At 64.4% G+C, this 23,375-nt stretch carries 25 protein-coding genes; 17 read left to right on the top strand and 8 right to left on the bottom strand.

Translation table 11 applies throughout. The annotated features are described in order from the left end of the window. Positions 1-173 precede the first annotated feature (173 nt). Together AB3X86_RS19995 and AB3X86_RS20000 are read left to right on the top strand one after the other, a co-directional pair. Entirely contained in the window at positions 174-1,157 is a 984-nt protein-coding gene (locus tag AB3X86_RS19995) for a LysR family transcriptional regulator (RefSeq protein WP_368597343.1), read from the top strand. A gap of 282 nt (positions 1,158-1,439) precedes the next feature. Continuing rightward, positions 1,440-1,862: a hypothetical protein gene (locus AB3X86_RS20000; protein WP_013089291.1), complete on the top strand. Its 423-nt coding sequence runs from the start codon at positions 1,440-1,442 to the stop codon at positions 1,860-1,862. 47 nt (positions 1,863-1,909) lie between these two features. On the opposite strand, the gene AB3X86_RS20005 is transcribed toward AB3X86_RS20000, so the two are convergent. Further along, on the bottom strand, positions 1,910-2,737 hold the full coding sequence (locus tag AB3X86_RS20005; RefSeq protein WP_368597344.1) for an ABC transporter permease: 828 nt from the start codon (positions 2,735-2,737) through the stop codon (positions 1,910-1,912). 19 nt (positions 2,738-2,756) lie between these two features. Further along, positions 2,757-3,671 (bottom strand): nodulation factor ABC transporter ATP-binding protein NodI, encoded by a 915-nt coding sequence (gene nodI, locus AB3X86_RS20010; RefSeq protein WP_176108698.1) that lies wholly within the window; start codon positions 3,669-3,671, stop codon positions 2,757-2,759. Between the two features lie 339 nt (positions 3,672-4,010). Here nodI and AB3X86_RS20015 point away from each other — a divergent pair, with 339 nt between their 5' ends. Further along, positions 4,011-4,478, top strand: coding sequence for a universal stress protein (locus AB3X86_RS20015; RefSeq protein WP_368597345.1), 468 nt, complete (start codon positions 4,011-4,013; stop codon positions 4,476-4,478). Between the two features lie 71 nt (positions 4,479-4,549). Here the strand turns inward: AB3X86_RS20015 and AB3X86_RS20020 are convergent, their stop codons facing one another. The 3 genes from AB3X86_RS20020 to lexA form a co-directional block, all read right to left on the bottom strand. Next, a complete protein-coding gene (locus AB3X86_RS20020; RefSeq protein ID WP_368597346.1) occupies positions 4,550-5,167 on the bottom strand; it encodes a DUF2939 domain-containing protein in 618 nt (205 codons plus the stop codon). 119 nt (positions 5,168-5,286) lie between these two features. Continuing rightward, positions 5,287-5,631 carry a hypothetical protein gene (locus AB3X86_RS20025; protein WP_176367783.1) on the bottom strand — a complete coding sequence of 115 codons (345 nt, stop codon included), beginning with the start codon at positions 5,629-5,631 and terminating at the stop codon, positions 5,287-5,289. A 123-nt stretch (positions 5,632-5,754) separates the two neighbouring features. Beyond that, complete coding sequence (gene lexA, locus AB3X86_RS20030) at positions 5,755-6,405, bottom strand: transcriptional repressor LexA (RefSeq protein ID WP_368597347.1); 651 nt, start codon at positions 6,403-6,405, stop codon at positions 5,755-5,757. Positions 6,406-6,716: 311 nt separating this feature from the next. Here lexA and AB3X86_RS20035 point away from each other — a divergent pair, with 311 nt between their 5' ends. The 6 genes from AB3X86_RS20035 (at position 6,717) to AB3X86_RS20060 (ending at position 13,021) form a co-directional block, all read left to right on the top strand. Then, positions 6,717-7,763 (top strand): sulfate ABC transporter substrate-binding protein, encoded by a 1,047-nt coding sequence (locus AB3X86_RS20035; RefSeq protein WP_176119926.1) that lies wholly within the window; start codon positions 6,717-6,719, stop codon positions 7,761-7,763. A gap of 153 nt (positions 7,764-7,916) precedes the next feature. Next, complete coding sequence (cysT, locus tag AB3X86_RS20040) at positions 7,917-8,813, top strand: sulfate ABC transporter permease subunit CysT (RefSeq protein WP_176108694.1); 897 nt, start codon at positions 7,917-7,919, stop codon at positions 8,811-8,813. Next, positions 8,810-9,814, top strand: coding sequence for a sulfate ABC transporter permease subunit CysW (gene cysW / locus AB3X86_RS20045; protein WP_368597348.1), 1,005 nt, complete (start codon positions 8,810-8,812; stop codon positions 9,812-9,814). Before cysT ends, cysW begins: the two co-directional genes overlap by 4 nt. Further along, positions 9,815-10,873: a sulfate/molybdate ABC transporter ATP-binding protein gene (locus tag AB3X86_RS20050; protein ID WP_368597349.1), complete on the top strand. Its 1,059-nt coding sequence runs from the start codon at positions 9,815-9,817 to the stop codon at positions 10,871-10,873. 121 nt (positions 10,874-10,994) lie between these two features. Further along, positions 10,995-11,921, top strand: coding sequence for a CysB family HTH-type transcriptional regulator (locus AB3X86_RS20055; protein WP_013089301.1), 927 nt, complete (start codon positions 10,995-10,997; stop codon positions 11,919-11,921). Between the two features lie 53 nt (positions 11,922-11,974). Next, positions 11,975-13,021, top strand: coding sequence for an asparaginase (locus AB3X86_RS20060; RefSeq protein ID WP_368597350.1), 1,047 nt, complete (start codon positions 11,975-11,977; stop codon positions 13,019-13,021). A 263-nt stretch (positions 13,022-13,284) separates the two neighbouring features. Here the strand turns inward: AB3X86_RS20060 and AB3X86_RS20065 are convergent, their stop codons facing one another. The 3 genes from AB3X86_RS20065 to gcl form a co-directional block, all read right to left on the bottom strand. Continuing rightward, on the bottom strand, positions 13,285-14,196 hold the full coding sequence (locus AB3X86_RS20065) for a 2-hydroxy-3-oxopropionate reductase (RefSeq protein WP_176119921.1): 912 nt from the start codon (positions 14,194-14,196) through the stop codon (positions 13,285-13,287). A gap of 48 nt (positions 14,197-14,244) precedes the next feature. Continuing rightward, positions 14,245-15,054, bottom strand: coding sequence for a hydroxypyruvate isomerase (gene hyi, locus AB3X86_RS20070; RefSeq protein WP_368597351.1), 810 nt, complete (start codon positions 15,052-15,054; stop codon positions 14,245-14,247). A 127-nt stretch (positions 15,055-15,181) separates the two neighbouring features. Next, positions 15,182-16,957: a glyoxylate carboligase gene (gcl, locus tag AB3X86_RS20075; RefSeq protein WP_368597352.1), complete on the bottom strand. Its 1,776-nt coding sequence runs from the start codon at positions 16,955-16,957 to the stop codon at positions 15,182-15,184. A gap of 171 nt (positions 16,958-17,128) precedes the next feature. Here gcl and AB3X86_RS20080 point away from each other — a divergent pair, with 171 nt between their 5' ends. From AB3X86_RS20080 to AB3X86_RS20115, 8 genes are all read left to right on the top strand, one after another. Continuing rightward, complete coding sequence (locus AB3X86_RS20080) at positions 17,129-18,043, top strand: LysR family transcriptional regulator (RefSeq protein WP_018432103.1); 915 nt, start codon at positions 17,129-17,131, stop codon at positions 18,041-18,043. A gap of 183 nt (positions 18,044-18,226) precedes the next feature. After that, entirely contained in the window at positions 18,227-19,117 is an 891-nt protein-coding gene (locus AB3X86_RS20085) for an RNA polymerase sigma factor (RefSeq protein WP_368597353.1), read from the top strand. After that, on the top strand, positions 19,107-20,051 hold the full coding sequence (locus AB3X86_RS20090) for an anti-sigma factor (RefSeq protein WP_368597354.1): 945 nt from the start codon (positions 19,107-19,109) through the stop codon (positions 20,049-20,051). The genes AB3X86_RS20085 and AB3X86_RS20090 overlap by 11 nt, the downstream gene beginning before the upstream one ends. Positions 20,052-20,234: 183 nt before the next feature. Next, positions 20,235-20,609, top strand: coding sequence for a 30S ribosomal protein S6 (rpsF, locus tag AB3X86_RS20095; RefSeq protein ID WP_013089311.1), 375 nt, complete (start codon positions 20,235-20,237; stop codon positions 20,607-20,609). A 68-nt stretch (positions 20,610-20,677) separates the two neighbouring features. After that, positions 20,678-20,977, top strand: a complete 300-nt coding sequence (gene priB, locus AB3X86_RS20100; protein ID WP_176108684.1) for a primosomal replication protein N — start codon at positions 20,678-20,680, stop codon at positions 20,975-20,977. Positions 20,978-20,979: 2 nt separating this feature from the next. Next, entirely contained in the window at positions 20,980-21,255 is a 276-nt protein-coding gene (gene rpsR / locus AB3X86_RS20105; protein ID WP_008922421.1) for a 30S ribosomal protein S18, read from the top strand. Positions 21,256-21,282: 27 nt separating this feature from the next. Then, the gene (gene rplI, locus AB3X86_RS20110; protein ID WP_013089313.1) at positions 21,283-21,735 is read left to right on the top strand and encodes a 50S ribosomal protein L9; all 453 of its coding nucleotides are present in this window, start codon (positions 21,283-21,285) and stop codon (positions 21,733-21,735) included. Positions 21,736-21,901: 166 nt separating this feature from the next. Continuing rightward, a complete protein-coding gene (locus AB3X86_RS20115; protein ID WP_176108683.1) occupies positions 21,902-23,290 on the top strand; it encodes a replicative DNA helicase in 1,389 nt (462 codons plus the stop codon). Positions 23,291-23,375 lie beyond the last annotated feature (85 nt).

Consider the following 23,375-nt stretch of genomic DNA (forward strand, 5'->3'; position numbering starts at 1 on the left):
GCAGAGGGCCGCGGCCCGATGGCAGGGCCTTCGGGCGATTTGTCCGCGATCTCATTGCGATCGATTCTAGAAGCGCGTCATTTTTGTCACAATGATCATGTTTCGAAGCTTGCATTGCCGGAAAGGCAAAGCGTCATCGCACCGTTGCAACCGATTCGATCGAGGCGTCCCGGATGGCACGTTCACTGCATGGCATCGCGTTGCGTTATTTCGTCGAAGTCGCGCGCAGCGGTTCGCTGAGCGACGCGTCCGAACGGCTGCATGTCGCGGTATCGGCGCTCAGCCGGCAGATCGCGCGGCTCGAGAGCGAACTCGGCGTCACGCTATTCGAGCGGCGTCCGCGCGGCATGGCGCTGTCCGAGGCGGGCGAGCGGCTGCTCGCGTACGCACAACGCAGCCTGCTGGAAGCCGAGCACGTGATGAAGGAGCTCAGCGGTCTCGCTAGCCTGCACGGCAGCCGGATCAAGATCGCGACCGCCGAGGGCTTCGCGGTCGACTTCCTGCCCGCCGCGATCGCGGAGTTCCGCGCCGAGCATCCCGGCATCGATTTCACGTTGACTGTGATGTCGCCGGCCGACGCGACCCGGCATGTGCGCGACGGTGACGTCGACATCGCGTTGTCGTTCAGCCTCGCGCCGGAGAAGGGCGTCAAGGTCGAGCACACCGAACGCGCGCCGGTGTTCGTGCTGGTGCGCGCCGATCATCCGCTCGCGGCGCGCGCGAAGCTGTCGCTCGCCGAGGTGAGCCGTTATCCGCTGGTGTTGTCGGAGACCGGCACCACGCTTCGCCAGTTGATCGACATCACCTGCGCGCTCGAAGGCATCCTGCTCGAGCCGGATCTGATCTGCAACAACAGTGGCGCGAGTTATCGCTATGCGCAGAAGTCCGGCGCGATCATGTTCACGGGGCTGCTGTCGGTGCGCGACCGCTATGCGGCCGACGGCTTCGTCGTGATTCCGCTGACCGACCCGCAGATGCGCCAGCGCAGTATCCAGGTGCAGACGATGGCGGGGCGCGAGTTGCCGCCGTCGGTGCGGGCGTTTCGCGACCATCTGATCGCACGGATCGCGGATCCGAAGCCGGCCGGGGCTCAGGCCTCGAAGGCGGACCGAGGGCGCGGCAAGCGCACGCCGCGTCGCCGGCGAGCCGATGCATGAAATGCGACACATGCCACGCACTAAGCGGCAAATGTTCGCCCGGAATCCGAATCACGACCTAAACTGTGGTGGACGGCAAGGACGGCCCTGAGAAAACGACCCTGACGGTGCGCGCCACGATCAGGGGAAACGGCAGAACAACGGCAGTCGAAGCGCGGACCGGCCGCTCAGCCCGCGATGCTGCGATGCACACAAACGGCAACAGATGCACCCCAAAAAGAAACGCGGCGCGTCGTCCCGATGGCGCGTTGCCCACAACAGAGCGATAGGACCAACACATCCATGGCGCAACAGAAAACCAATCCGAAACTCGAGCAGGCGCTCACGCGCGGTGATCTCGCGATCCGCCAGGCAAATTCGGCGAGAGCGACCGCGCTGTTGCGTGCGCTCGCCAAGATGATCGTCGATGCGTCGGCGACCATCGGCGTGGAAGCCTTCACATTGATTCACGACGGCGACAAGATTTACGATCCCGCAGATGGTTTATGGCCGCAGGCGCTGCTGATCTCGCTCGACGGTCCGGTCGAGGATGCCGATCCCGACGAATTGCGCACGGTGCGGCTGATCGCGGACGATCCGGCCACCGTGTTCCGGGTCGAATGGCAGCGCGCCGATGGCAAGATCGGGCGTCACGAGGGCGGCCCGTTCGCGACGGTCGCGTTCATCTCCGACGTCGACATTCCGTGGACCGATGACGAGGACTGAGCGCGCGACGATAGCAAACGCGCACAGCGACGACCGGCGCGCTCGGCTTACTTCATCATGCGGTGTCGAAACAGGATCGCCGACACGATAAAGCCGCCGACTGCATAAGCGGCCAGTATGCTCACATGCAGCGCCGCGTGCTCCATCGGCCGGCCGAGCATCGCCGGGCGCATCAGATCGACCGCATTGGCGAGCGGCAGCGCGGCGGTCACCGCTTGAGCGGGGCCGGGCAGCTGCGAGATCGGAAAGAACACGCCGGAGAGCAGCAGCATCGGCGTGAGCACGAGCGTCTGATAGAACATGAAAAAGTCGTACGACGGCGCGAGCGCCGTCACGATCATCGCGAGGCTGGCGAACGCGAGACCGGCCAGCACGATGACCGGCAGCGCGAGCAGCATCGACGGAAAACTCGCATAGCCGAGCGCGCCCGCCACCAGCATGATCGCCACTCCCGACAACACCGATTTGCTGGCGGCCCACACTACCTCGCCGAGCACGATATCGCCGAGCGTGAGCGGCGTATGCATGATCGCCTCCCACGTTCGCTGCACGTGCATGCGCGAAAAGCCCGAATACATCGACTCGAAGCTCGCCGACATCATCACGCTCGACGCCACCGTGCCCGCCGCGAGGAACGAGATATACGACACGCCGTCGACGTGCCCGACCATCAGCCCGAGCCCCAAGCCGAGACCGAACAGATAGATCATCGGATCGGCGAGGTTGCCGAACATCGACGCAATCGCGAGCTTCTTCCACACCAGATAGTTGCGGCGCCACACCGCGATCCAGTTCGTGGCATTGGCGGGGAAGGCGCCGAACGGCTCTTGTGCCGATGGCGTGCCGTCGTGGGTTTCGTAGGTGCGTGCGTCCATCAAGTGTCTCGCTGCGGGTTCAGTCCTGCATTTCGCGGCCGGTGAGCCGTAGAAACACATCTTCGAGATTCGCCGGCCGATGCAGATAGCGCAAATCCGCGCGCTGCTTCAGGCGCATATGCACGGGCTGCGCGTCGTTCACGTAACAGAACAGGGTCTCGCCGCTGATCTCGGTGCGCTCGGCGAGCGGTGCGAGTTCGTCGCGCAATGCAAACGGATCGGGACCATAGATCTCGATCACGTCGCAGCCGATCTCGGACTCGATCAGCTCCCGCGGCGCGCCTTCTGCGATCTTGCGGCCTTCCTCGATCACGCACAGTCGATGACAGAGCCGTTCGGCTTCTTCCATGAAGTGCGTGGTCAGCAGGATGGTCTTGCCGCGCGCGAGCAGCGATCTCAGTCGCTCCCAGATCAGATGGCGCGCTTGCGGGTCGAGACCGGTGGTCGGTTCGTCCATGATCAGCACGTCGGGATCGTTGATCAGCGCGCGCGCCAGCGTAAGGCGCCGCTTCATGCCGCCCGACAGTTCGCTCACGCGTGCGTCCGCCTTGTTCTCGAGGCGGGCGAATTCGAGCAGACCCGGCACCGCCGCGCGACACTGCGCGGCGCTCAGACCGAAGTAGCGGCCGAACACGAGCAGATTTTCACGCACGGTGAAATCGGGATCGAGGTTGTCGAACTGCGGGACGACGCCCACGCGCGAGCGCGCGAGGCGCGCGCGGCCAGGGATCGGTTCGCCGCACAGGCGGATCGCGCCGGCGTCGGGCGCCGCGATGCCGAGCAGCATGCGCAGCGTCGTGGTCTTGCCGGCGCCGTTGGGGCCGAGGAGCCCGAAGCATTCGCCGGTGTTCACATGAAACGACAATCCGTCGACGACCGTTTTTTCGCCGTAGTTTTTCCTGACCTGATGGAATTCGATGGGGGCTGCGGGCATGACTCGAGCGAGGCTCCGGAAGAACACATAACGTACGCGCAAGACACACAACATACCTGCGACCCACGCATTGCGCACAGGCCGCTTATTCTAGGGTATCGGCCACTGACGCGAGCGGGTGTCCGGGAACGAGTAATGCATGGGATGCGATGCGTTCACATACGAACTTTTGCGGTGCCGCAAACGTGTGCGAACACTGCTCCAGGTGGCCCAACGCTTGTGCAGACGGCTTCAGCACGCACCGATTATGCACTTAGCGTTTTCCATCTCTTGCAAGGCGAATTGCGGCGCACCATGATTGATTCAGACCGCGCTTTCCGCGCGAATGGGAGAAGACAGATGGCGAGCTACCGGAAAATCCTGTTGTGCTACGACGGCTCGCGCGAAGGCCGCAAAGCCCTGCGTTGCGGCGCCGATCTGGCGTTGGACCTGAAGGCGGAAACGCATCTGCTGTCGGTAGTAGACATGCGCTCCAGCATCGCGCAAAGCGCGGGCTTATTGACCGATGTGGCCTGCGGAAGCTTCGAAAAAACGGCCCGCGAAATTCTGCAGGAGGGCGTGAACTGGCTGACCGAGCGAGGCGTGAACGCGCAGGGGCATTTCGCATTCGGTCATCCGATCGACGAGATCGCCAACCTTGCCAACGAGTTGCACGTCGACCTCGTGGTGGTCGGACATCGCTGCCGGACCGGTTTGTCGAGGTGGTGGATGGGGGCGGGCAACACGCCGCTGCTCGACCGCGTGTCGTGCAGCATTCTGGTGGCGTGCTCGTCCGCGCAGGAGCAGCAGCAGGCGGCCGCGGCGTAATACGAACAAACCTGACACGCGGCTGGCTCCGATGGCCAGCCCGCGCATCTCCGCAGTTCACGGCTTGAACCTCACTCGTTCAGATTGATCGCCGCGAGCTTCCACGTGACCAGACCTTCGCGACGGAAGATAGCCGAATAGTTCGCGTTGCCTTCGCCGCGGCGGTACGTGACCACAAACTCGTTGAGACTCCGATAGCCGGCCGTGCTTTGACGCCCGGGCGGCGGCGCGCTTGCGTGCGTGGTGGTGTCGCCCGCGGCCGATGCGGCCGGCGCTTCTCCGCCCGCGGCTGGCGGTGCTGACGGTTGCTCGCCCGGTGTGCCGCGCGGCGGCATGCCGTTCAGCAGTGCCGCGACGCCGTCGGGTGTCGCATAGGCATCGACGAGCGGGCCGATCAGTGTCACGCCGATCACCGCGCCGATCGTGGCCATCTTGTTGCCGGCATCCGCTTCGAGGCGGCGCGTCAGCATGGCGCCCACCTGCTGCTTCAGGCTATCGCGCAGCGCGGGGAAGTCGACGTACTGATTGACGGTTTGCACGTCACGCGCGTCAGCCGCGCGTTTGAGATTGTTCACCGCGAGATACGGTGACGCGTAAATAAACCCCAGCGCGGCAATCACGATCACCACGATCAGCGTGATCAGCAGCGGCCGGGTGGCGCTGCCCGGTGTGCGTTTCGGAATGGTCATCGAATGGGACTCCACGTCAGTGATGATCTAACGTCGACCACGGCGAGGTCGAAACGATCCCATCCCGCGCGAATCTCTGAACATCCGAAGTGCTTATTGCATGCGTGCTCAGAATTCGCTCAGGCTTCGAACACCGCGCCGTGCACGTTGGCTTCGTCGGCTATGCAACGATCGATCATACGGCATACGGCGTCCACCGTGCCGACCATGATCAGTCGCGACGGTCCATGATAGACCCGCACCGGAGCGCGGCGCGCGGGCTCCGCGATATTCAGCGCCGAATTCAGCGATACGCGCGCAAACGCCGGCAACGACGACGGCAGACCGCAAGCTTCGGCAGGTACGTCGAACAGCGACGGCGTGCGCGCCGCGGGCGCCTCGATCGGCGCGCAAGGCGTGAGCTTGCGCAGATGGCGCAGACGACCGAACTGGCGAAAAGGCAGCAGGCGGGCAAGGCGTTCCATGAGTCTCTCCAGACGATGCGGCTTGAATGCGCGGCGTAATGCGGGCGCGTAATGCGGGCGTTAATGCGGGCGTTAATGCGGCTTGGTTCGGACAAACCGGCGCGAGCGTTCCGGCAACAAAGATCAGAACTCGCTGGGGCGAATCAGCCCGACCGCGATCCCTTCGAGCGCGAAATCCGCGCTGCCGCTTTCCACGAAGATGTTGTCGTAGTCGGGGTTTTCGGCGATCAGTTCGAGGCCGTTCGGCCGGCGCTTCAGACGCTTGACCGTCACGTCGTCGCCAAGCCGCGCAATGATGATCTGGCCGTCTTTCGCTTCGCTGCGCTTTTGCACCGCGAGCAGGTCGCCGTCGAGAATGCCGGCGTCGCGCATCGACAGGCCGCGCACCTTCAGCAGGTAGTCGGGCTTGCTCGAGAACAGCGCCGGGTCGCACGCGTAGTGCTGCGAGATATGTTCCTGCGCGAGGATCGGGCTACCCGCCGCGACCCGGCCGATCAGCGGCAATGACAACTGCATCAGGCCCGCATGCGGCAGCGTGAACTGGTGCGGCGCATCCTCCTGCCCGGACAGCAGGCGGATGCCGCGCGACGCGCCGGCCGCGAGTTCGATCACGCCCTTGCGCGCCAGCGCGCGCAGATGCTCTTCCGCGGAATTGGCCGAGCTGAAACCGAGTTCGGCGGCAATTTCCGCGCGAGTGGGCGGAAAGCCGGTGCGTTCGATCGCGCGGCGGATCAGATCGAAAACCTGCTGCTGTCGTGCGGTGAGTTTGGTCATGGCCACTGTATGTATGAACAGGTGACTGTATTTTTATACAGTATTCGGCGCATTTCAAGCTTTACTTTAGGTTCGGCGCAAGGGGCGCGCTGGGGCGTCGTTTATCGGCGACATGGTGACGATTTCGACGTCTGAACAGCCGGCGCGTCTGCCGTTACCACTTTTGAGCATTAAAAAATGAAGAAACATTATTTTTAATGATGAAAGCCCTTCGATAGACTGGCTTCCGGGTTAGCGCTCATGTGCACGTGACCGCGACGCAAAACAACACCAGACGCTCAACAGCGGACATCACGCGGAGAAATATTGAAATGGACCATCGGCATACGGGGCTCGCGGCTCGAACCAGAAAACTGATCACGGCGCTTGCCGTCGGCGCGGCGGGTACGCTCGGCATGTTGGGCGCAAGCGGCGTCGCGCACGCCGACACCACGCTGCTGAACGTGTCCTACGATCCGACGCGCGAGCTGTATCAGGACATCAATCAGGCATTCGGCAAAGAATGGAAGGCCAAGACCGGCGAAGCCGTCACCTTCAAGCAGTCGCACGGCGGCTCGGGCGCGCAGGCTCGCTCGGTGGTCGACGGTCTGCAGGCCGACGTCGTGACGCTCGCGCTCGCTTACGACATCGACGCCATCGCGAACAAGGGGCTGGTCGACAAGAACTGGCAGAAGCGTCTGCCGGACAACGCCTCGCCGTACACGTCGACGATCGTGTTTCTGGTGCGCAAGGGCAACCCGAAGCACATCAAGGATTGGGACGATCTGGTGAAGCCGGGCGTGTCGATCGTGACGCCGAATCCGAAGACCTCGGGCGGCGCGCGCTGGAACTACCTGGCCGCGTGGGCGTACGCCGAGCATCAGCCGGGCGGCAACGACCAGAAGGCCAAGGAGTTCGTCAGCAAGCTGTACAAGAACGCCGGCGTGCTCGATTCGGGCGCGCGCGGCGCGACCACCAGCTTCGTGCAGCGCGGTATCGGCGATGTGCTGATCGCGTGGGAAAACGAGGCGTTTCTGTCGGTGAAGGAGTTCGGTCCGGACAAGTTCGAGATCGTGGTGCCGACGGTGAGCATCCTGGCCGAGCCGCCGGTCGCGGTGGTCGACAAGGTCGTCGACAAACACGGCACGCGCAAGCTGGCCGACGCGTATCTGAACTTCCTGTATAGCGAGGAAGGGCAGGAGATCGCCGCGCGCAATTTCTATCGTCCGCGTTCGAACAAGGTGCCGGCCGATCTGACCGCGAAGTTTCCGAAGCTGAAGCTGTACACGATCGACGATTCGTTCGGCGGCTGGACCAACGCGCAGAAGACTCATTTCGCGGACGGCGGCGTATTCGATTCGATTTATCAGCCGCAGTAACAACCATCGCCTGAAGCACGGGCACAGGCAGCAAGGGCGCGCCCAATGGGCGCGCTTTCGGCTAACCGGGAGCCGGTGGCCAGCAGGGCGGTAGTACCGCAACACCGCAACACGAACAACCGCGCGAGCATCAACCATGAACGAGTATCCAGCATGACCACGTTGACCTTCCGCAAGCCGAGCGCATTGCCCGGCTTTGGCCTGACACTCGGCATCACGGTGGCTTATTTGAGCCTCGTGGTGCTGATTCCATTGGCTGCGACCTTTCTGAAAACCGCGACGCTCGACTGGGACCAGTTCGTGCGCGCGGTGACGTCGCCGCGCGTGCTCGCGTCGTATCGGCTGACGTTCTTCTCGGCGCTCGGCGGCGCGCTGATCAACGCGGTGTTCGGCTTTCTCGTCGCGTGGGTGCTGGTGCGCTACACGTTTCCGTTCAAGCGCATCGTCGATGCGGTCGTCGATCTGCCGTTCGCGCTGCCCACCTCGGTCGCGGGCATTTCGCTCGCGGCCGTGTATGCGGGTAACGGCTGGATCGGCCAGTTCCTCGCGCCGCTCGGCATCAAGATCGCGTTCACGCCGGTCGGCGTGCTGGTCGCGCTGACGTTCATCGGCCTGCCGTTCGTCGTGCGCACGGTGCAGCCGGTGCTCGAGGAGTTCGAGCGCGAGCAGGAAGAGGCGGCCGCGTGCCTCGGCGCGTCGCGCTGGCTCACGTTTCGCCGCGTCGTGCTGCCGGCCGTGTTCCCGGCGCTCTTGACCGGTTTCGCGCTCGCCTTCGCGCGCGCGCTCGGCGAATACGGCTCGGTGATCTTCATCGCCGGCAATGTGCCGATGAAGTCGGAGATCACGTCGCTCCTGATCATCACGAAGCTCGAGCAATACGACTATGCGGGCGCGACGGCGCTCGCGGTCGTGATGCTGGTCGTGTCGTTCCTGATGCTGCTGCTGATCAACACGCTGCAGTGGTGGCTGCAGCGGCGCACGAGCCGCGGCAATGCGGGGCCGGCGCCAGTGGCCACGAGCGTCGCGGCAATCGGTGGAGGTGTGCAATGAGCCGCGTTCCGACCAACCCGGCGAGCGTCGCGCGCCGCCCCGATCCGGTCAGCGAACCGCCCGTCGTGCGCTGGCTGCTGATCGGCGTCGCACTGCTGTTTCTCGCGCTGTTTCTGGTCGTGCCGCTCGCCGCGGTGTTCTATCAGGCGCTGAATAAGGGGCTGCGTTTTTACTTCGAAGCGCTCGCCGATCCGGATGCGCTGTCGGCGATCAAGCTCACGTTGCTCACCGCGTCGATCGCTGTGCCGCTGAACCTCGTGTTCGGCCTCGCGGCCTCGTGGTGTATCGCGAAGTTCGACTTCCGCGGCAAGGCACTGCTGACCACGCTGATCGATCTGCCGTTTTCGGTGTCGCCGGTGATCTCCGGTCTGATCTACGTGCTGATGTTCGGCGCGCAGGGCTGGTTCGGCCCGTGGCTTGAAGATCACAACGTGCAGATCATCTTCGCGGTGCCGGGCATCGTGCTCGCGACGATCTTCGTCACGTTCCCGTTCGTCGCGCGCGAACTGATTCCGCTGATGCAGGCGCAGGGCAACGACGAGGAAGAAGCCGCGCACGTGCTCGGCGCATCGGGCTGGCAGACGTTCCGTCGTGTGACGCTGCCGAACGTCAAGTGGGGCCTGCTGTACGGCGTGATTCTGTGCAATGCGCGCGCGATGGGCGAGTTCGGTGCGGTGTCGGTGGTGTCCGGCCATATTCGCGGGCAGACCGACACGATGCCGCTGCACGTCGAAATCCTCTACAACGAGTACAACTTCTCGGCCGCGTTCGCCGTGGCCTCGCTGCTCGCGCTGCTGGCACTGGTCACGTTGGGTCTCAAGCTGCTGGCCGAGCGTCATATGTCGGCGGAACTGTCGGCGGCGCGTGAGCTGCCCGCGCATGCGGGGCCGGCGCCGGCCGGTGCGTCACAGGCCAATAGCGCGCAGTCGGCTTCCCATTCGTTTTTCGTCAACGCCACGCCTGCGTCGCAGCGACATCCGCTCAAGCAAGGAGAGCTGTAAATGGGTATCACCGTTCGTAACCTGCAAAAGCGCTTCGGCGATTTCGTCGCGCTCGACAATGTGTCGCTCGACTTTCCGCCGGGCGAACTCGTCGCGCTGCTCGGGCCGTCGGGTTGCGGCAAGACGACCCTGCTGCGCGTGATCGCCGGCCTCGAATACGCGGACGGCGGCCAGGTCGAGCTGCAAGGTCAGGACGTCGCGGCGGTCGGCGCACGCGAGCGCGAGGTGGGCTTCGTGTTTCAGCATTACGCGCTGTTCCGTCATATGACGGTATTCGAGAACGTCGCGTTCGGCCTGCGTGTGAAGCCTCGCAGGGAACGTCCGTCGGAGAAGGTGATTCGCGAGAAGGTGCATGAACTGCTGAAGCTCGTGCAACTCGATTGGCTCGCGCAACGCTATCCGTCGGAGCTGTCCGGTGGTCAGCGGCAACGCATCGCGCTTGCGCGCGCGTTGGCCGTCGAGCCGAAGGTGCTGCTGCTCGACGAGCCGTTCGGCGCGCTCGACGCGAAGGTGCGCAAGGAACTGCGCAGCTGGCTGCGGCGCCTGCACGACGATCTGCATATCTCGACGATCTTCGTCACGCACGATCAGGAAGAGGCGCTCGAAGTGGCCGATCGCATCGTCGTGCTCAATCGCGGCCATGTCGAGCAGGTGGGCAGCCCGCAGGACGTGTACGACCATCCGCAGACGCCGTTCGTCTACGAGTTTCTCGGCGCGGCGAACCGTCTGCACGGCAATGTCGATGGGCAAGGCTTCGTCGTCGATGGCGCCGCGCTGCCGGTCGCGATCACGGCGGGTTTCAGCGGTCCGGCGTTCGCCTATGTGCGGCCGCATGACCTGCAGCTGTATCCGCAGGCGGCCGGGCATCGCGACGGCATCGTCGTCGACGTGCGGCGCGTGGTGACGCTCGGCGGCTCGGTGCGCGTCGAGCTCGCCGGTCGCGCGGGCAATCTGCTCGAAGCCGAACTCGATCGCGAAACGTGGCGTGATCTGCAACTCGCGGTCGGCGATGGCGTGACCGCGGTGCCGCGCGCGCTGCGGGTGTTTCCGGCGCAGTGAGATGGCAGCGCCGCCGTGCGGCGCTCGAAGCAGGAGAGAAACGTATCGGCCGTACCGAGTGGTTCCATTTGGCATTTGGCGGCTCTAATAACTCAACTCTGGCAGAACCGGAGACATATCGATGAATTTCCAGCAATTGCGCTTCGTGCGCGAGGCCGTGCGGCAGAACATGAATCTGACCGAAGTGGCGAACGTGCTGTACACGTCGCAGTCGGGCGTGTCCAAGCAGATCAAGGATCTCGAGGACGAACTGGGCGTCGACATTTTCATTCGCCGCGGCAAGCGGCTGACGGGCCTCACCGAACCGGGCAAGGCCGTGCATCAGCTGATCGAGCGGATGCTGCTCGATGCGGAGAATCTGCGCCGCGTCGCGCGTCAGTACGCGGATCAGGACAGCGGCCACCTCGTCGTCGCGACCACCCACACGCAGGCCCGCTACGCACTGCCGAAGGTGGTTCGACAGTTCACGTCGGTGTTCCCGAAAGTGCATCTGGCGCTGCGTCAGGGCAGCCCGCAGCAGATCGCGCAGATGATCATCAACGGCGAGGCCGATATCGGCATCTCGACCGAGGCGCTCGACCGCTTCCCCGACATCGTCACGTTCCCGTGCTATTCGTGGCATCACGTGGTGGTGGTGCCGAAGGATCATCCGCTGGTCGGCCGCGAAAACCTGACGCTCGACGAGATCGCCGAATTCCCGATCGTCACGTACGACCAGGACTTCACGGGCCGCTCGCATATCGACCAGGCATTCGCGAAAGCAGGCGCATTGCCCGACGTCGTGCTGACCGCGATCGACGCCGACGTGATCAAGACCTACGTCGAGCTCGGCATGGGCATCGGCGTGGTCGCGGCGATGGCCTACGACCCGAAGCGCGACACCGAACTCGTCGCGCTCGATACGCAGCATCTGTTCGAGGCGAGCACGACGCGCGTCGGCTTGCGCAAGGGCGCGTTCCTGCGCGCGTACGCGTATCGGCTGATCGAGATGTTCGCGCCGCAATTGAGCGAGACCGATATCGCGGCGCAGTTGCGCGAGGCCGCTTAAGCTTCGCGCTTTCACGCATGGCGGCGCGCGGCGCATCGCTTACAATCGCCGCCATGAATACCTCGACTTCCTCTCTCCCGACTCCTCCCAGCACGCCGGGCGCCACTTCCTCGTTGCCATGCATCGCCGTGCTCGCGACCGGCGGCACGATCGCCGGCGCGGCAGCGGATGCCGCCAACACGTCCGGCTATCAAGCGGGCGTCGTCGGCGTCGATCAGTTGCTCGCGGCGGTGCCGGCGCTGTCGACGGTTGCGCGGATCGCGCCGGAGCAGATCGCCAGCGTCGACAGCAAGGACATGGCGCTGCCGCTGTGGACCACGCTTGCGCAACGTATCAACGCGCTGCTCGCGAGCGACGACGTCGACGGCGTGGTCGTCACGCACGGCACCGACACGCTCGAAGAAACCGCCTACCTGCTGCATCTGACCGTCAAGTCGGACAAGCCAGTCGTGCTGACCGCGGCGATGCGGCCGGCGTCGGCGCTATCGGCCGATGGTCCGTTGAATCTGCTGAACGCGGTGACGGTCGCGGCGCAGGCGGCTTCCCGCGGGCAGGGCGTACTGGTCGCATTCAACAACCGCATTCATAGCGCGCGCGACGTCGTGAAGACGAGCACCTATGCGGTCGACGCGTTCCAGTCGCCGGAAATCGGTGCGCTCGGCTGGGTGCAGGATGGCCGCGTCGAGTTTCAGCGCGGCGTGGTGCGCGCGCATACGCTTGCAAGCGAGTTCGCGATCGATACGGCGTGGCCGCACGTGGAGATCGTCGCGAGCTATGCGGGCGTGTCGCGCATTGCCGTCGATGCGCTCGTCGCCGCGGGCGTGCGCGGCATCGTCGTCGCGGGCACGGGCAATGGCTCGATTCATCAGGCGCTGCAGCAGGCGCTCGCCGAGGCGGTGTCGCGCGGTATCGCGGTGGTGCGCTCGTCGCGTGTCGGCTCAGGGCATGTGATGCGCAACGGCGCCGCCGCCGACGACGCGCTCGGCTTCGTCAGCGCGGGTACGCTGAATCCGTACAAGGCGCGCGTGCTGTTGATGCTGGCGCTGGCAGCGGGCCATACAGCGCCGGCTGCGTTGCAGAAGGTATTCGATACATACTGATTGACGAATCCGACAGCCGGACACCCGACGACGACGTCTGACCGACCAAGGCTTCCTCGGCGTCGCCGGGTGCCGCTGCGGACCCCACTTGCCGCTCTCAGCCCAGAGCGGCGCGATTTGCCCGTTCCACCGCGCCAGCAGCCGAAGCCGCCGGGCGACGAACGGGCGCCCCACCTGTGCTCATCATTACCGCGCGGATGCCGAAGCGGCCATCGGCGCAATCGACGACGAGCTCAATCACACAGGAACCGCGAAGGGAGACCTCAGGCCGCCTTCGCCTCCTTGCTATCCGGCGTTTGCGCGACCTCATGATTCGCCATGATCTCGAGCGCGCGCACCATCGCCGAGTGATCCCATGCTTTGCCGCCGTTTGCCGCGCACACGCTGAACAACTGCTGCGCGCTCGCGGTATGCGGCAGCGCGATGCCAAGCTTGCGCGCGCCATCGAGCGCGAGATTCAGGTCCTTCTGATGCAGCTCGATCCGAAAACCCGGATTGAAGGTGCGCTTCGTCATGCGCTCGCCATGCACTTCGAGAATCCGCGATGACGCGAAGCCGCCCATCAACGCGCGGCGCACGCGCTCCGGATCGGCGCCCGAGCGCGACGCGAACAGCAGCGCTTCCGCGACCGCTTCGATGTTCAGCGCGACGATGATCTGGTTCGCGACCTTGCAGGTCTGACCCGCGCCGTTCTCGCCGATCAGCGAGATGTTCCTGCCCATCAGCTCGAACAGCGGCTTGGCTAAAGCAAAGGCTTTCTCGGGACCGCCGACCATGATCGTCAGCGACGCGTCGCGTGCGCCGATTTCGCCGCCGGACACCGGCGCATCGAGATAGTCGACGCCGAGCGCGTTGATCTTCTTCGCGAACGCCTGGGTGTCGAGCGGCGAGATCGAGCTCATGTCGATCACGAGCTTGCCTCTGCTGAGGCCGGCGGCAACGCCGTCGTCGGCGAACAGCACGTTGGCGACGTCAGGCGTGTCCGGCACCATGATGATGACGATGTCGGCGGCCTGCGCGACCGCGGTCGAACTGGCCACCACGCTCGCGCTCTTCGCGACGTCGTCCGGCACTGGATACGCGCCGTTCACGAACAGCGAGTGACCGCCCTTGATGAGGTTGCGCGCCATGTGCGCGCCCATGATGCCGAGCCCGATGAAGCCGATCTTTGCCATGTGTGAATCTCCAGGGTTATAGGGGGCGTGCGTTGAGCGTGACGAGTCTCAAGCCGCCGCATGTGCCGCGCCGCGTGCCTGACCAGCGACGCTTTGCACCCAGCCGAGGCCGGCCTCGGTCGTCGTGCGCGGCTTGTATTCGCAACCCACGTAGCCGTCGTAGCCAAGCGAGTCGAGCAGCGCGAACAGATACGGATAGTTGATCTCGCCGGTGCCCGGTTCATGCCGTCCGGGGTTGTCCGCAAGCTGGATATGCGCGATCTGCGCGAGGTTCTTTTCGATCGTCGCCGCGAGTTCGCCTTCCATCCGTTGCATGTGATAGATGTCGTATTGCAGGAACAGATTGTCCGAGCCGACTTCGCGAATCACGTCGAGTCCATCGCGCGAGCGGTTCAGCGCGAAGCCCGGAATGTCGTACGAGTTGCACGGTTCGACGAGCAGCCGGATGCCGGCCTTCTTCAACTCGCGCGCGGCAAAGCGCAGGTTCTCGACGATCGTCGCGCGGGCGGTGTCGGCGGAGACGTTCGCGCCCGGAATACCGACGAGGCAATTCAGTTGCGGCACCTTCAACGCGGCTGCGTAGTCGATCGCACGGCCGACGCCTTCCTGGAACTCGGCGACCCGATCGGGCAGACACGCGATGCCGCGTTCGCCGGCTTCCCAGTTGCCCGCCGGCAGGTTGTGCAGCACCAGCTTCAGGCGGTTCTGCCGCAGACGTTCGCTCAACTCGGCGATCGAATACGGATACGGAAACAGGAATTCGACCGCGTGAAAGCCGGCATTGGCTGCTGCCGCGAAACGGTCGAGGAACGGCACTTCGTTGAACAGCATCGTCAGGTTCGCTGCGAATTTCGGCATGGTGCTTTTGTCTCTCAGGTCGGTCAGGGAATGGCGCTGGGCGTGATGAGGCGAGGGCGCGGAGCAAGAGCCCGGCCCTCGCGCATCGTGCGCGCTGAATGCTGCGGGTACCGCGAACGCGTGACGCTCAGTCGAGCAGGCTGATCGCGGTCGGCGCGTCCTCGCGCTTTTCAGCGAGTTCCTCGAACTCGTTGATCGCGTCGATCTCGGTGCCCATCGAGATGTTGGTCACGCGTTCGAGAATCACTTCGACGATCACCGGCACGTTGAACTCGGCGAGCATCGACTGCGCTTTTTGCAGCGCCGGCTTCAGCTCTTCCGGCTTGAACACGCGAATCGCCTTGCAGCCGAGACCTTCGGCGACCGCGACGTGATCGACGCCATAGCCGTTGGTCTCCGGCGAGTTGATGTTTTCGAAGCCGAGCTGCACGCAGTAGTCCATTTCGAACGCGCGCTGCGCCTGGCGGATCAGCCCGAGATACGAGTTGTTCACGACGACGTGCACGTACGGCAGCTTGAATTGCGCGCCCGCCGCGAGCTCTTCGATCATGAACTGGAAGTCGTAGTCGCCGGACAGCGCGACGATCGGCCGTTGCGGATCGGCCGCGCGCACGCCGAGCGCCGCCGGAATCGTCCAGCCGAGCGGGCCGGCCTGGCCGCAGTTGATCCAGTTGCGTGCCTTGTACACGTGCAGGAATTGCGCGGCGGCAATCTGCGACAAGCCGATCGTGCTCACGTAGCAGGTGTCGCGGCCGAACACCTGATTCATCTCTTCATAGACGCGCTGCGGCTTCATCGGCACGTTGTCGAAGTGCGTCTTGCGCAGCATCGTGCGCTTGCGTTGCTGGCAATCGGCAACCCACGCGCTGCGATCCTTGAGCTTGCCCGCGGCCTTCCATTCGCCGGCGACTTCGACGAACAGTTCGAGCGCGGCCTTCGCGTCCGACACGATGCCGAGATCCGGGCCGAACACGCGGCCGATCTGCGTCGGTTCGATATCGACGTGCACGAACTTGCGGCCCTTCGTATACACATCGACGCTGCCGGTGTGACGATTGGCCCAGCGGTTGCCGATGCCGAGCACGAAGTCGGATGCGAGCATCGTCGCGTTGCCATAGCGATGCGAGGTCTGCAGACCGACCATGCCGGCCATCAGCGGATGGTCGTCGGGAATCGCGCCCCAGGACATCAGCGTCGGGATCACCGGCACGCCGACCGTTTCGGCGAACTTCACGAGCAGGTCTTCGGCCACCGCGTTCAACACGCCGCCGCCCGATACGATCAACGGCTTGTCGGCATCGTTGAGCAGCGTCAGCGCCGCTTCGATCTGCTTGCGAGTCGCCTTCGGCTTGTAGACCGGCAGCGGTTCGTACGTGTCGATATCGAATTCGATTTGGGCGAGCTGCACGTCGATCGGCAAGTCGACCAGCACCGGGCCCGGGCGGCCCGAGCGCATCAGATGGAACGCCTGCTGGAACACCCGCGGCACCAGCGCGGGCTCGCGCACGGTCACGGCCCACTTGGTCACGGGCTTCGCAATCGCTTCGATATCGACGGCCTGGAAGTCTTCCTTGTACAGACGCGCGCGCGGCGCCTGGCCTGTGATAGCCAGAATAGGAATCGAGTCGGCCTGGGCGGAGTACAAACCGGTGATCATGTCGGTGCCGGCGGGGCCCGACGTGCCGATGCACACGCCGATGTTGCCCGGCTGGGCACGCGTATAGCCCTCGGCCATGTGCGACGCGCCCTCGACGTGACGCGCGAGCACGTGGCTGATGCCGCCGGCTTTGCGCATCGCCGAGTAGAACGGGTTGATCGCGGCGCCCGGCACGCCGAACGCGGTATCGATGCCTTCTTTTTCGAGCACCAGAACGGCGGCGTCGACGGCTCTCATCTTGGCCATGGATGTCTCCTCAATGTCGGTAATTACGTCGGTTGAGGGACACTGTAGGCCTGCGCCAAAGGTTTGATAAGATCAGTCCGGGTCGCTTATTCCGAAACAAAAAGTATGGAATGTCGTGACGCCCGGCGCACGGCCGGCATCAGCCCGGCAAGAGACAGGTGGGAGACGAGCATGGACCGCTTCAAACAGATCGAAACCTTTGTGCGGGTCGCCGATGCGGGCAGTCTCGCGGCGGCGGCGCTGGAGGAGGGCGTGTCGCCGGTGATTCTCGGGCGGCGCATCGACGCGCTGGAGAAGCGCCTCGGCGTGAAGCTGATGTATCGCACGACGCGGCGGCTGGTGGTCAGCGAGGACGGCGCGGCGTTTCTCGAACGCTGCCGCGGGCTCCTCAGCGAGTGGGATCAGGCGGAAAACGAACTGAGCGCGGGGCGCCGCGCGGTGAATGGCCATCTGATCGTGTCGGCGCCGGCCGCGTTCGGCCGCAAGCATGTCGCGCCGCTCGCGCCCGCATTTCTGCGCGACAAACCCGGGTTGCAGATGTCGTTCAATCTGACCGACCGGGTCGTCGATCTGGTGCGCGAGGGGTACGACCTGTCGATTCGCATCGGCGGCACGGTCGATCCGAACTTCGTCGCGGTGAAGCTCGCGTCGAACCGGCGCGTGGTGTGCGGTACGCCCGAGTATTTCCGTCGTCACGGCAAGCCGAAGACGCTCGAGGATCTGCCGGCTCACAACTGCCTGGCGTTCAATCTGCAAGGCGGCCAGAACCGCGGCTGGTATTTTCGCCGCAACGGCAAGCTCGCGACGGTGCGGGTGGGGGGCTCGCTCGACTGCAACGATGGCGAACTGCTGCATCGCTGGGTTTCGGAAGGGCTCGGACTCGGCTGGCGCTCGACATGGGAAATCCAGCAGCAGCTTGCGCGCGGTGAGCTGGAAACCGTGCTCGACGAGTATGCGCTGCCCGATTACGACATCCTCGCGGTCTATCCGCAGCAGCGCTACGTGCCGGCGCGGGTGCGCTATTTCATCGACTATCTGAAAGACGTGTACGCAAGCGACGACTACTGGAACCGGCCGTCGTACTAGCGGGCGTATTAGTTGGCGAGAGGCCCGCGGGCGAGCCCGAACTTTTGGCGATTGCTGGCGGAAGTCGGGAATAAACTGGGTCTATGGCCAGTTCTGCTGTGAAAGACACGTCAGCACACGACGCGGGGCGCGCGACAGCAGCGACCCGCACGACGCAGCCGCCATGCCCTTGGAGGGACCCACGTGGTCCAGACCGACTCAGACGCCGCCCGCGCGCGGGGCGAGCCTAGTGCCCGCCCCGCTGCCGATGCCGATTCCGATGCCGCGAAAAGCCGCCGCTTCCAGCAGCTGGCGTTGCCGCATCTGGACGCCGCGTACAACCTCGCGCGCTGGCTGTGCGGCAATCCGAACGATGCCGAGGACGTCGTGCAGGAAGCGTTCATGCGCGCGTTCCGCTTCTTCGATACGTTTCGGGGCGACTCCGCACGGCCGTGGCTGCTCGCGATCGTGCGCCGGACCTGGTACACGGAATGGCGGCGGCGCGCGCCGGCGCACGACATGCTCGAATTCGACGAAACGATGGACGACGCGACCCTCGACGGCTGGAGCGCAGGCGGTGACGATCCGCAGACACTGCTGATCCGCGACGAGGATGTGCGACTGGTGCACGATGCGCTGGCGCGTTTGCCGGTCGAGTATCGCGAGGTGCTGATCTTGCGTGAGCTCGAAGAGATGGGATATCGGGAGATCGCGGTGGTGGCCGATGTGCCGATCGGTACGGTGATGTCGCGGCTCGCGCGTGGGCGGCGCAAGCTGGCGGAGGTGTTGATGGCGCAGCAGCGAGGCGGTGGGGAGCCGGTAGGCAACGGGCGTAAAGGCGGGCAGGGTGGCCGGCAGGAGGCGCCGTCGGATCGGGACGCGCCGTCCGGGCGACTCGCGAGGTCGGCGGCCACCGCGCCCCCCGCCCCCTGCGCCCAGCCGGCAAAAAGTTCCGGCGACGGTCGCCCGGCATCGTCGGCGGGCATGCCCGCCACCGCAACAGTGACACAGCTCCGGGCGTTTGCCGACGGCCGGCCTCTCAACATTCCCGGCGCTGCCGCCGACCCCGCTCAGGAGACGCCGGATGGACTGTAACGAAGCACGGCCGCTCCTCGATGCGAATGCCGATCACGAATTGCCGGCGCCCGATGCGCGCCGGGTCCAGCAGCATATCGAGAACTGCGACGATTGCCGGCGCGCGAGCGACAACGTGCGCGCGCTGAGCGGCGCGCTGCGCGCGGCGCCGTATCATCGGGCGCCGCAGTCGTTGCGGGCGCGGATCGTGGCGGGCTTGCCCGGCGTCGTCGACGAAGGGGCCGCGACGGCGGCGACGGCGGCGCCCGACGATCTACCGAAGAAGTCCGCCGCCGGGATGACGCAGCCGGTGACGCAGCAACCTGGGCGTCAGCGTCGCGGGGCGTGGTGGCCCGCGTGGCTCGACGGATGGCTCGGGGGCTTCGGCGGCCCGCTCGGCGCGGGCGGTGCAAACCGCGCGGCCGCGCACGGCGGTCTTGCGGCACTGGTGATCGCGTTGTGCGCGGCCGCCGCGGTCCTGACGCTGACGCTGCATCGTCCGGCCGACTTCTCGCCGTTCACCGACGAACTCGTCGAAAGCCATGTGCGCGCGCAGGTCTCCGGCCGCGACATCGACGTGATTTCGACGGACCGTCACACCGTGAAGCCGTGGTTCAACGGCAGGCTCGACTATTCGCCGCCGGTCGAGGACCTCGCGGCGGCCGGCTTCGCGCTTCAGGGCGGCCGGCTCGACTACCTCGCGCATCAGCGGGTCGCGGTGCTCGTGTACCGCTACGGCAAGCACGTGATCGACGTGTACGTGTTTCCGCAGTCCACGGCGGAGGGCGCGGCGCCGGCGGCGCTCGGTCGCGACGGCTATTCGATCGCGCACTGGGACGCGGCGGGCATGACCTGGTGGGCGATCACGGACGCCGCGCCCAATGCGCTCACAGGCTTCGAAGCGGCGCTCAGAGCGCGGTTGCAGAGCGGCAGTCAACGCACGGAAGCGGGTTGAGGGGCTGCCGCGGCCCGATTTCCCCGGTTCTGTAACGCCTAAGCTGTTGAAAATACGTCCAATTCCGCCGTCTAATCGGCGGAATGCCTTGCAACCCGTCCCCATTCGGGTTACACTTTTGGGCTTCTCACTTGCCGCACCGGTTCCGACGCCCGGGCGGCTTTAATCCACAAGGAGTGTGTAATGCGTCATTACGAAATCGTCTTTATCGTGCATCCCGATCAAAGCGAGCAAGTGCCCGCCATGATCGAGCGTTACAAGAGCACGATCACGTCGCACGGTGGTCAGATCCACCGCGTCGAAGACTGGGGCCGTCGCCAACTGGCCTACATGATCGAGAAACTCGCGAAGGCTCACTACGTCTGCATGAACATCGAATGCGACCAGACCACGCTCGACGAGCTGGAACACGCGTTCAAGTTCAACGACGCCGTTCTGCGTCACCTGATCGTCAAGATGAAGAAGGCCGAAACCGGCCCGTCGCCGATGATGAAGGAAGTGCAGCGCGAAGAAGCCAAGAAGTCGGCAGCCGCTCAGCCGACCGAAGCGCAGGCTTAAGACACACTATTTAAGCTACCAGACACGCAGCGTCGCTCCGCTCACGTACACGAAGGCATCTCAAGTACATGAACCGGCTGCAACTCACGGCGAGCGTCGTCGAACGCGAAGCGGTGCGGTACACGCCCGCCGGCGTTCCGATTGCAAGCTGCACGTTGCACCACCGCACGGAAGTCGTCGAGGCGGGCATTGCCCGTCAGGTCGAACTGACCATGCAGGCGGTCGCCGCGGGCGAAGCGAGCGGCAAGCTCGAAAACTGTCAGATGGGCGTCGAAACGCTCTTCACAGGTTTTCTGGCTAAAAAGCACCGAAACGCGCGAACTCTGGTATTTCACATCACAGCATTGCAGGACATTGGAAAGGACTAATCATGCCCCGCCCGACTGGTAAGAAATTCGACAAGCGTCGTCAGCAACAGAACCCGCTCTTCAAGCGCAAGAAGTTCTGCCGTTTCACGGCCGCTGGCGTCGAGTACATCGACTACAAAGACATCGAAACGCTGAAGGACTTCATCGGCGAGAACGGCAAGATCACGCCGGCACGTCTCACGGGTACCAAGGCGCACTATCAACGCCAACTGGACACGGCTATCAAGCGCGCGCGTTTCCTCGCGCTGATGCCGTACACCGACCAGCACAAGGCCTAACCCGACGACGCGATAAGGAGCATCCGAATGCAAATCATTCTTCTGGAAAAAGTCGTCAATCTGGGTAACCTGGGCGACATCGTGAAGGTCAAGGACGGTTACGCACGTAACTTCCTGATCCCGAACAAGCAAGCTCGCCGTGCAACGAAAGAAGCCCTGGCTGAATTCGAAGTGCGCCGCGCAGAACTCGAAAAGGTCGCCGCTGAAAAGCTGGCAGCCGCTCAGGCTCAAGGCGAAAAGCTGGCAGGCCAGACGGTTCAGATCAATCAGAAGGCTGGCGTCGACGGCCGTCTGTTCGGTTCGGTGACGAATGCCGACATCGCTGAAGCACTGGGCAAGCAAGGCTTCGCGGTGGAAAAGGCGCAAGTGCGTCTGCCGGAAGGCCCGCTGAAGATGGTTGGCGAGCACCCGGTTCAAGTTTCGCTGCACACCGACGTTCTCGTCGATGTGACGGTGGCGGTGATCGGCGAGCACGTCTAAGTCGACCGCTGAGCATTACGCAGGATCAGCCAGCACTTCGCTGGTGAAGGGCAGGGGCCGGGTAACCGGCCCCTGCTTTTTTTGTGCCCAACTATCCGTCGAGTATCCCCGAGTTGGCGTTTTTTCCGCTCGCAGCCGTCGTCGGATTGCCCGATAATTCCTCCCCATGAACGCACCGTCCAAAGATCCCCAACTCGAGTCGCTGAAAGTCCCCCCGCATTCGATCGAAGCCGAGCAATCGGTGCTGGGCGGCCTGCTGCTCGACAACGCGGCATGGGACCGCATTGCCGACTTCCTCGCGCAGAGCGACTTCTACCGTTACGACCACCGCATCATCTTCGAGCACATCGGCAAGCTGATCGCGGCCACGCGTCCGGCCGACGTGGTCACCGTCTACGAAGCGCTCGGCACTTCGGGCAAGGCGGAAGAGGTCGGTGGCCTCGCTTACCTGAACGCGCTCGCGCAGAACACGCCGAGCGCGGCCAATATCCGCCGCTACGCGGAAATCGTGCGCGACCGCGCGGTGCTGCGCCGGCTTGTGTCGGTCGCCGATGAAATCTCCGCCGACGCGTTCAACCCTCAAGGCAAGGAAGTCCGGCAATTGCTGGACGAAGCGGAATCGAAGGTGTTTTCGATCGCCGAAGACGGCGCGCGCGGCACCCAGGGCTTTCTCGAGATCGGGCCGCTGCTGACCCAGGTGGTCGAACGGATCGATACGCTCTATCACACCGCCAATCCGAGCGACGTGACCGGCACGCCAACCGGCTTCGTCGATCTGGACCGCATGACCTCGGGCATGCACGGCGGCGAGTTGATCATCGTCGCGGGCCGTCCGTCGATGGGTAAGACGGCGTTTTCGATGAACATCGGCGAGTACGTCGCGGTCGAGTACGGACTGCCCGTCGCGGTGTTCTCGATGGAAATGCCGGGCACGCAGCTCACGATGCGTATGCTCGGCTCGGTCGGCCGGCTCGATCAGCATCGCATGCGTACCGGGCGTCTGACCGACGAGGATTGGCCGAAGCTCACGCACGCGGTGCAGAAAATGAGCGAGGCGCAGATCTTCATCGACGAAACCGGCGGTCTGAACCCGATGGAACTGCGCTCGCGCGCGCGCCGGCTGTCGCGCCAGTGCGGCAAGCTCGGGCTGATCATCATCGACTATCTGCAACTGATGAGCGGCTCGTCGGCGGGCGAAAACCGCGCGACCGAAATCTCGGAAATCTCGCGTTCGCTGAAGGGCCTCGCGAAGGAGCTCGACGTGCCGGTGATCGCATTGTCGCAGCTGAATCGCGGCCTCGAGCAGCGGCCGAACAAACGGCCGATCATGTCGGACCTGCGCGAATCGGGCGCTATCGAACAGGACGCCGACGTGATCCTGTTCATCTACCGCGACGAAGTGTACAACCCGGACAGCCCCGACAAGGGCACCGCGGAGATCATCATCGGCAAGCAACGGAATGGTCCGATCGGCCCGGTTCGCCTCACGTTCCATGGTCAATACACGAAATTCGACAATTTTGCGGGTGCGCAGAACTTCTACGGCGGCGAGTGACACGACGCGCCGGGGGCTGTTGTAACGGCGCTGTAGCGGGTGCGGCAATGATGGCGGAACGGTACAATATGGCGGTTTTATGTCA

The sequence above is a fragment of the Paraburkholderia sp. BR14374 genome (genome assembly GCF_040948685.1).
Lineage (GTDB): Bacteria > Pseudomonadota > Gammaproteobacteria > Burkholderiales > Burkholderiaceae > Paraburkholderia > Paraburkholderia youngii.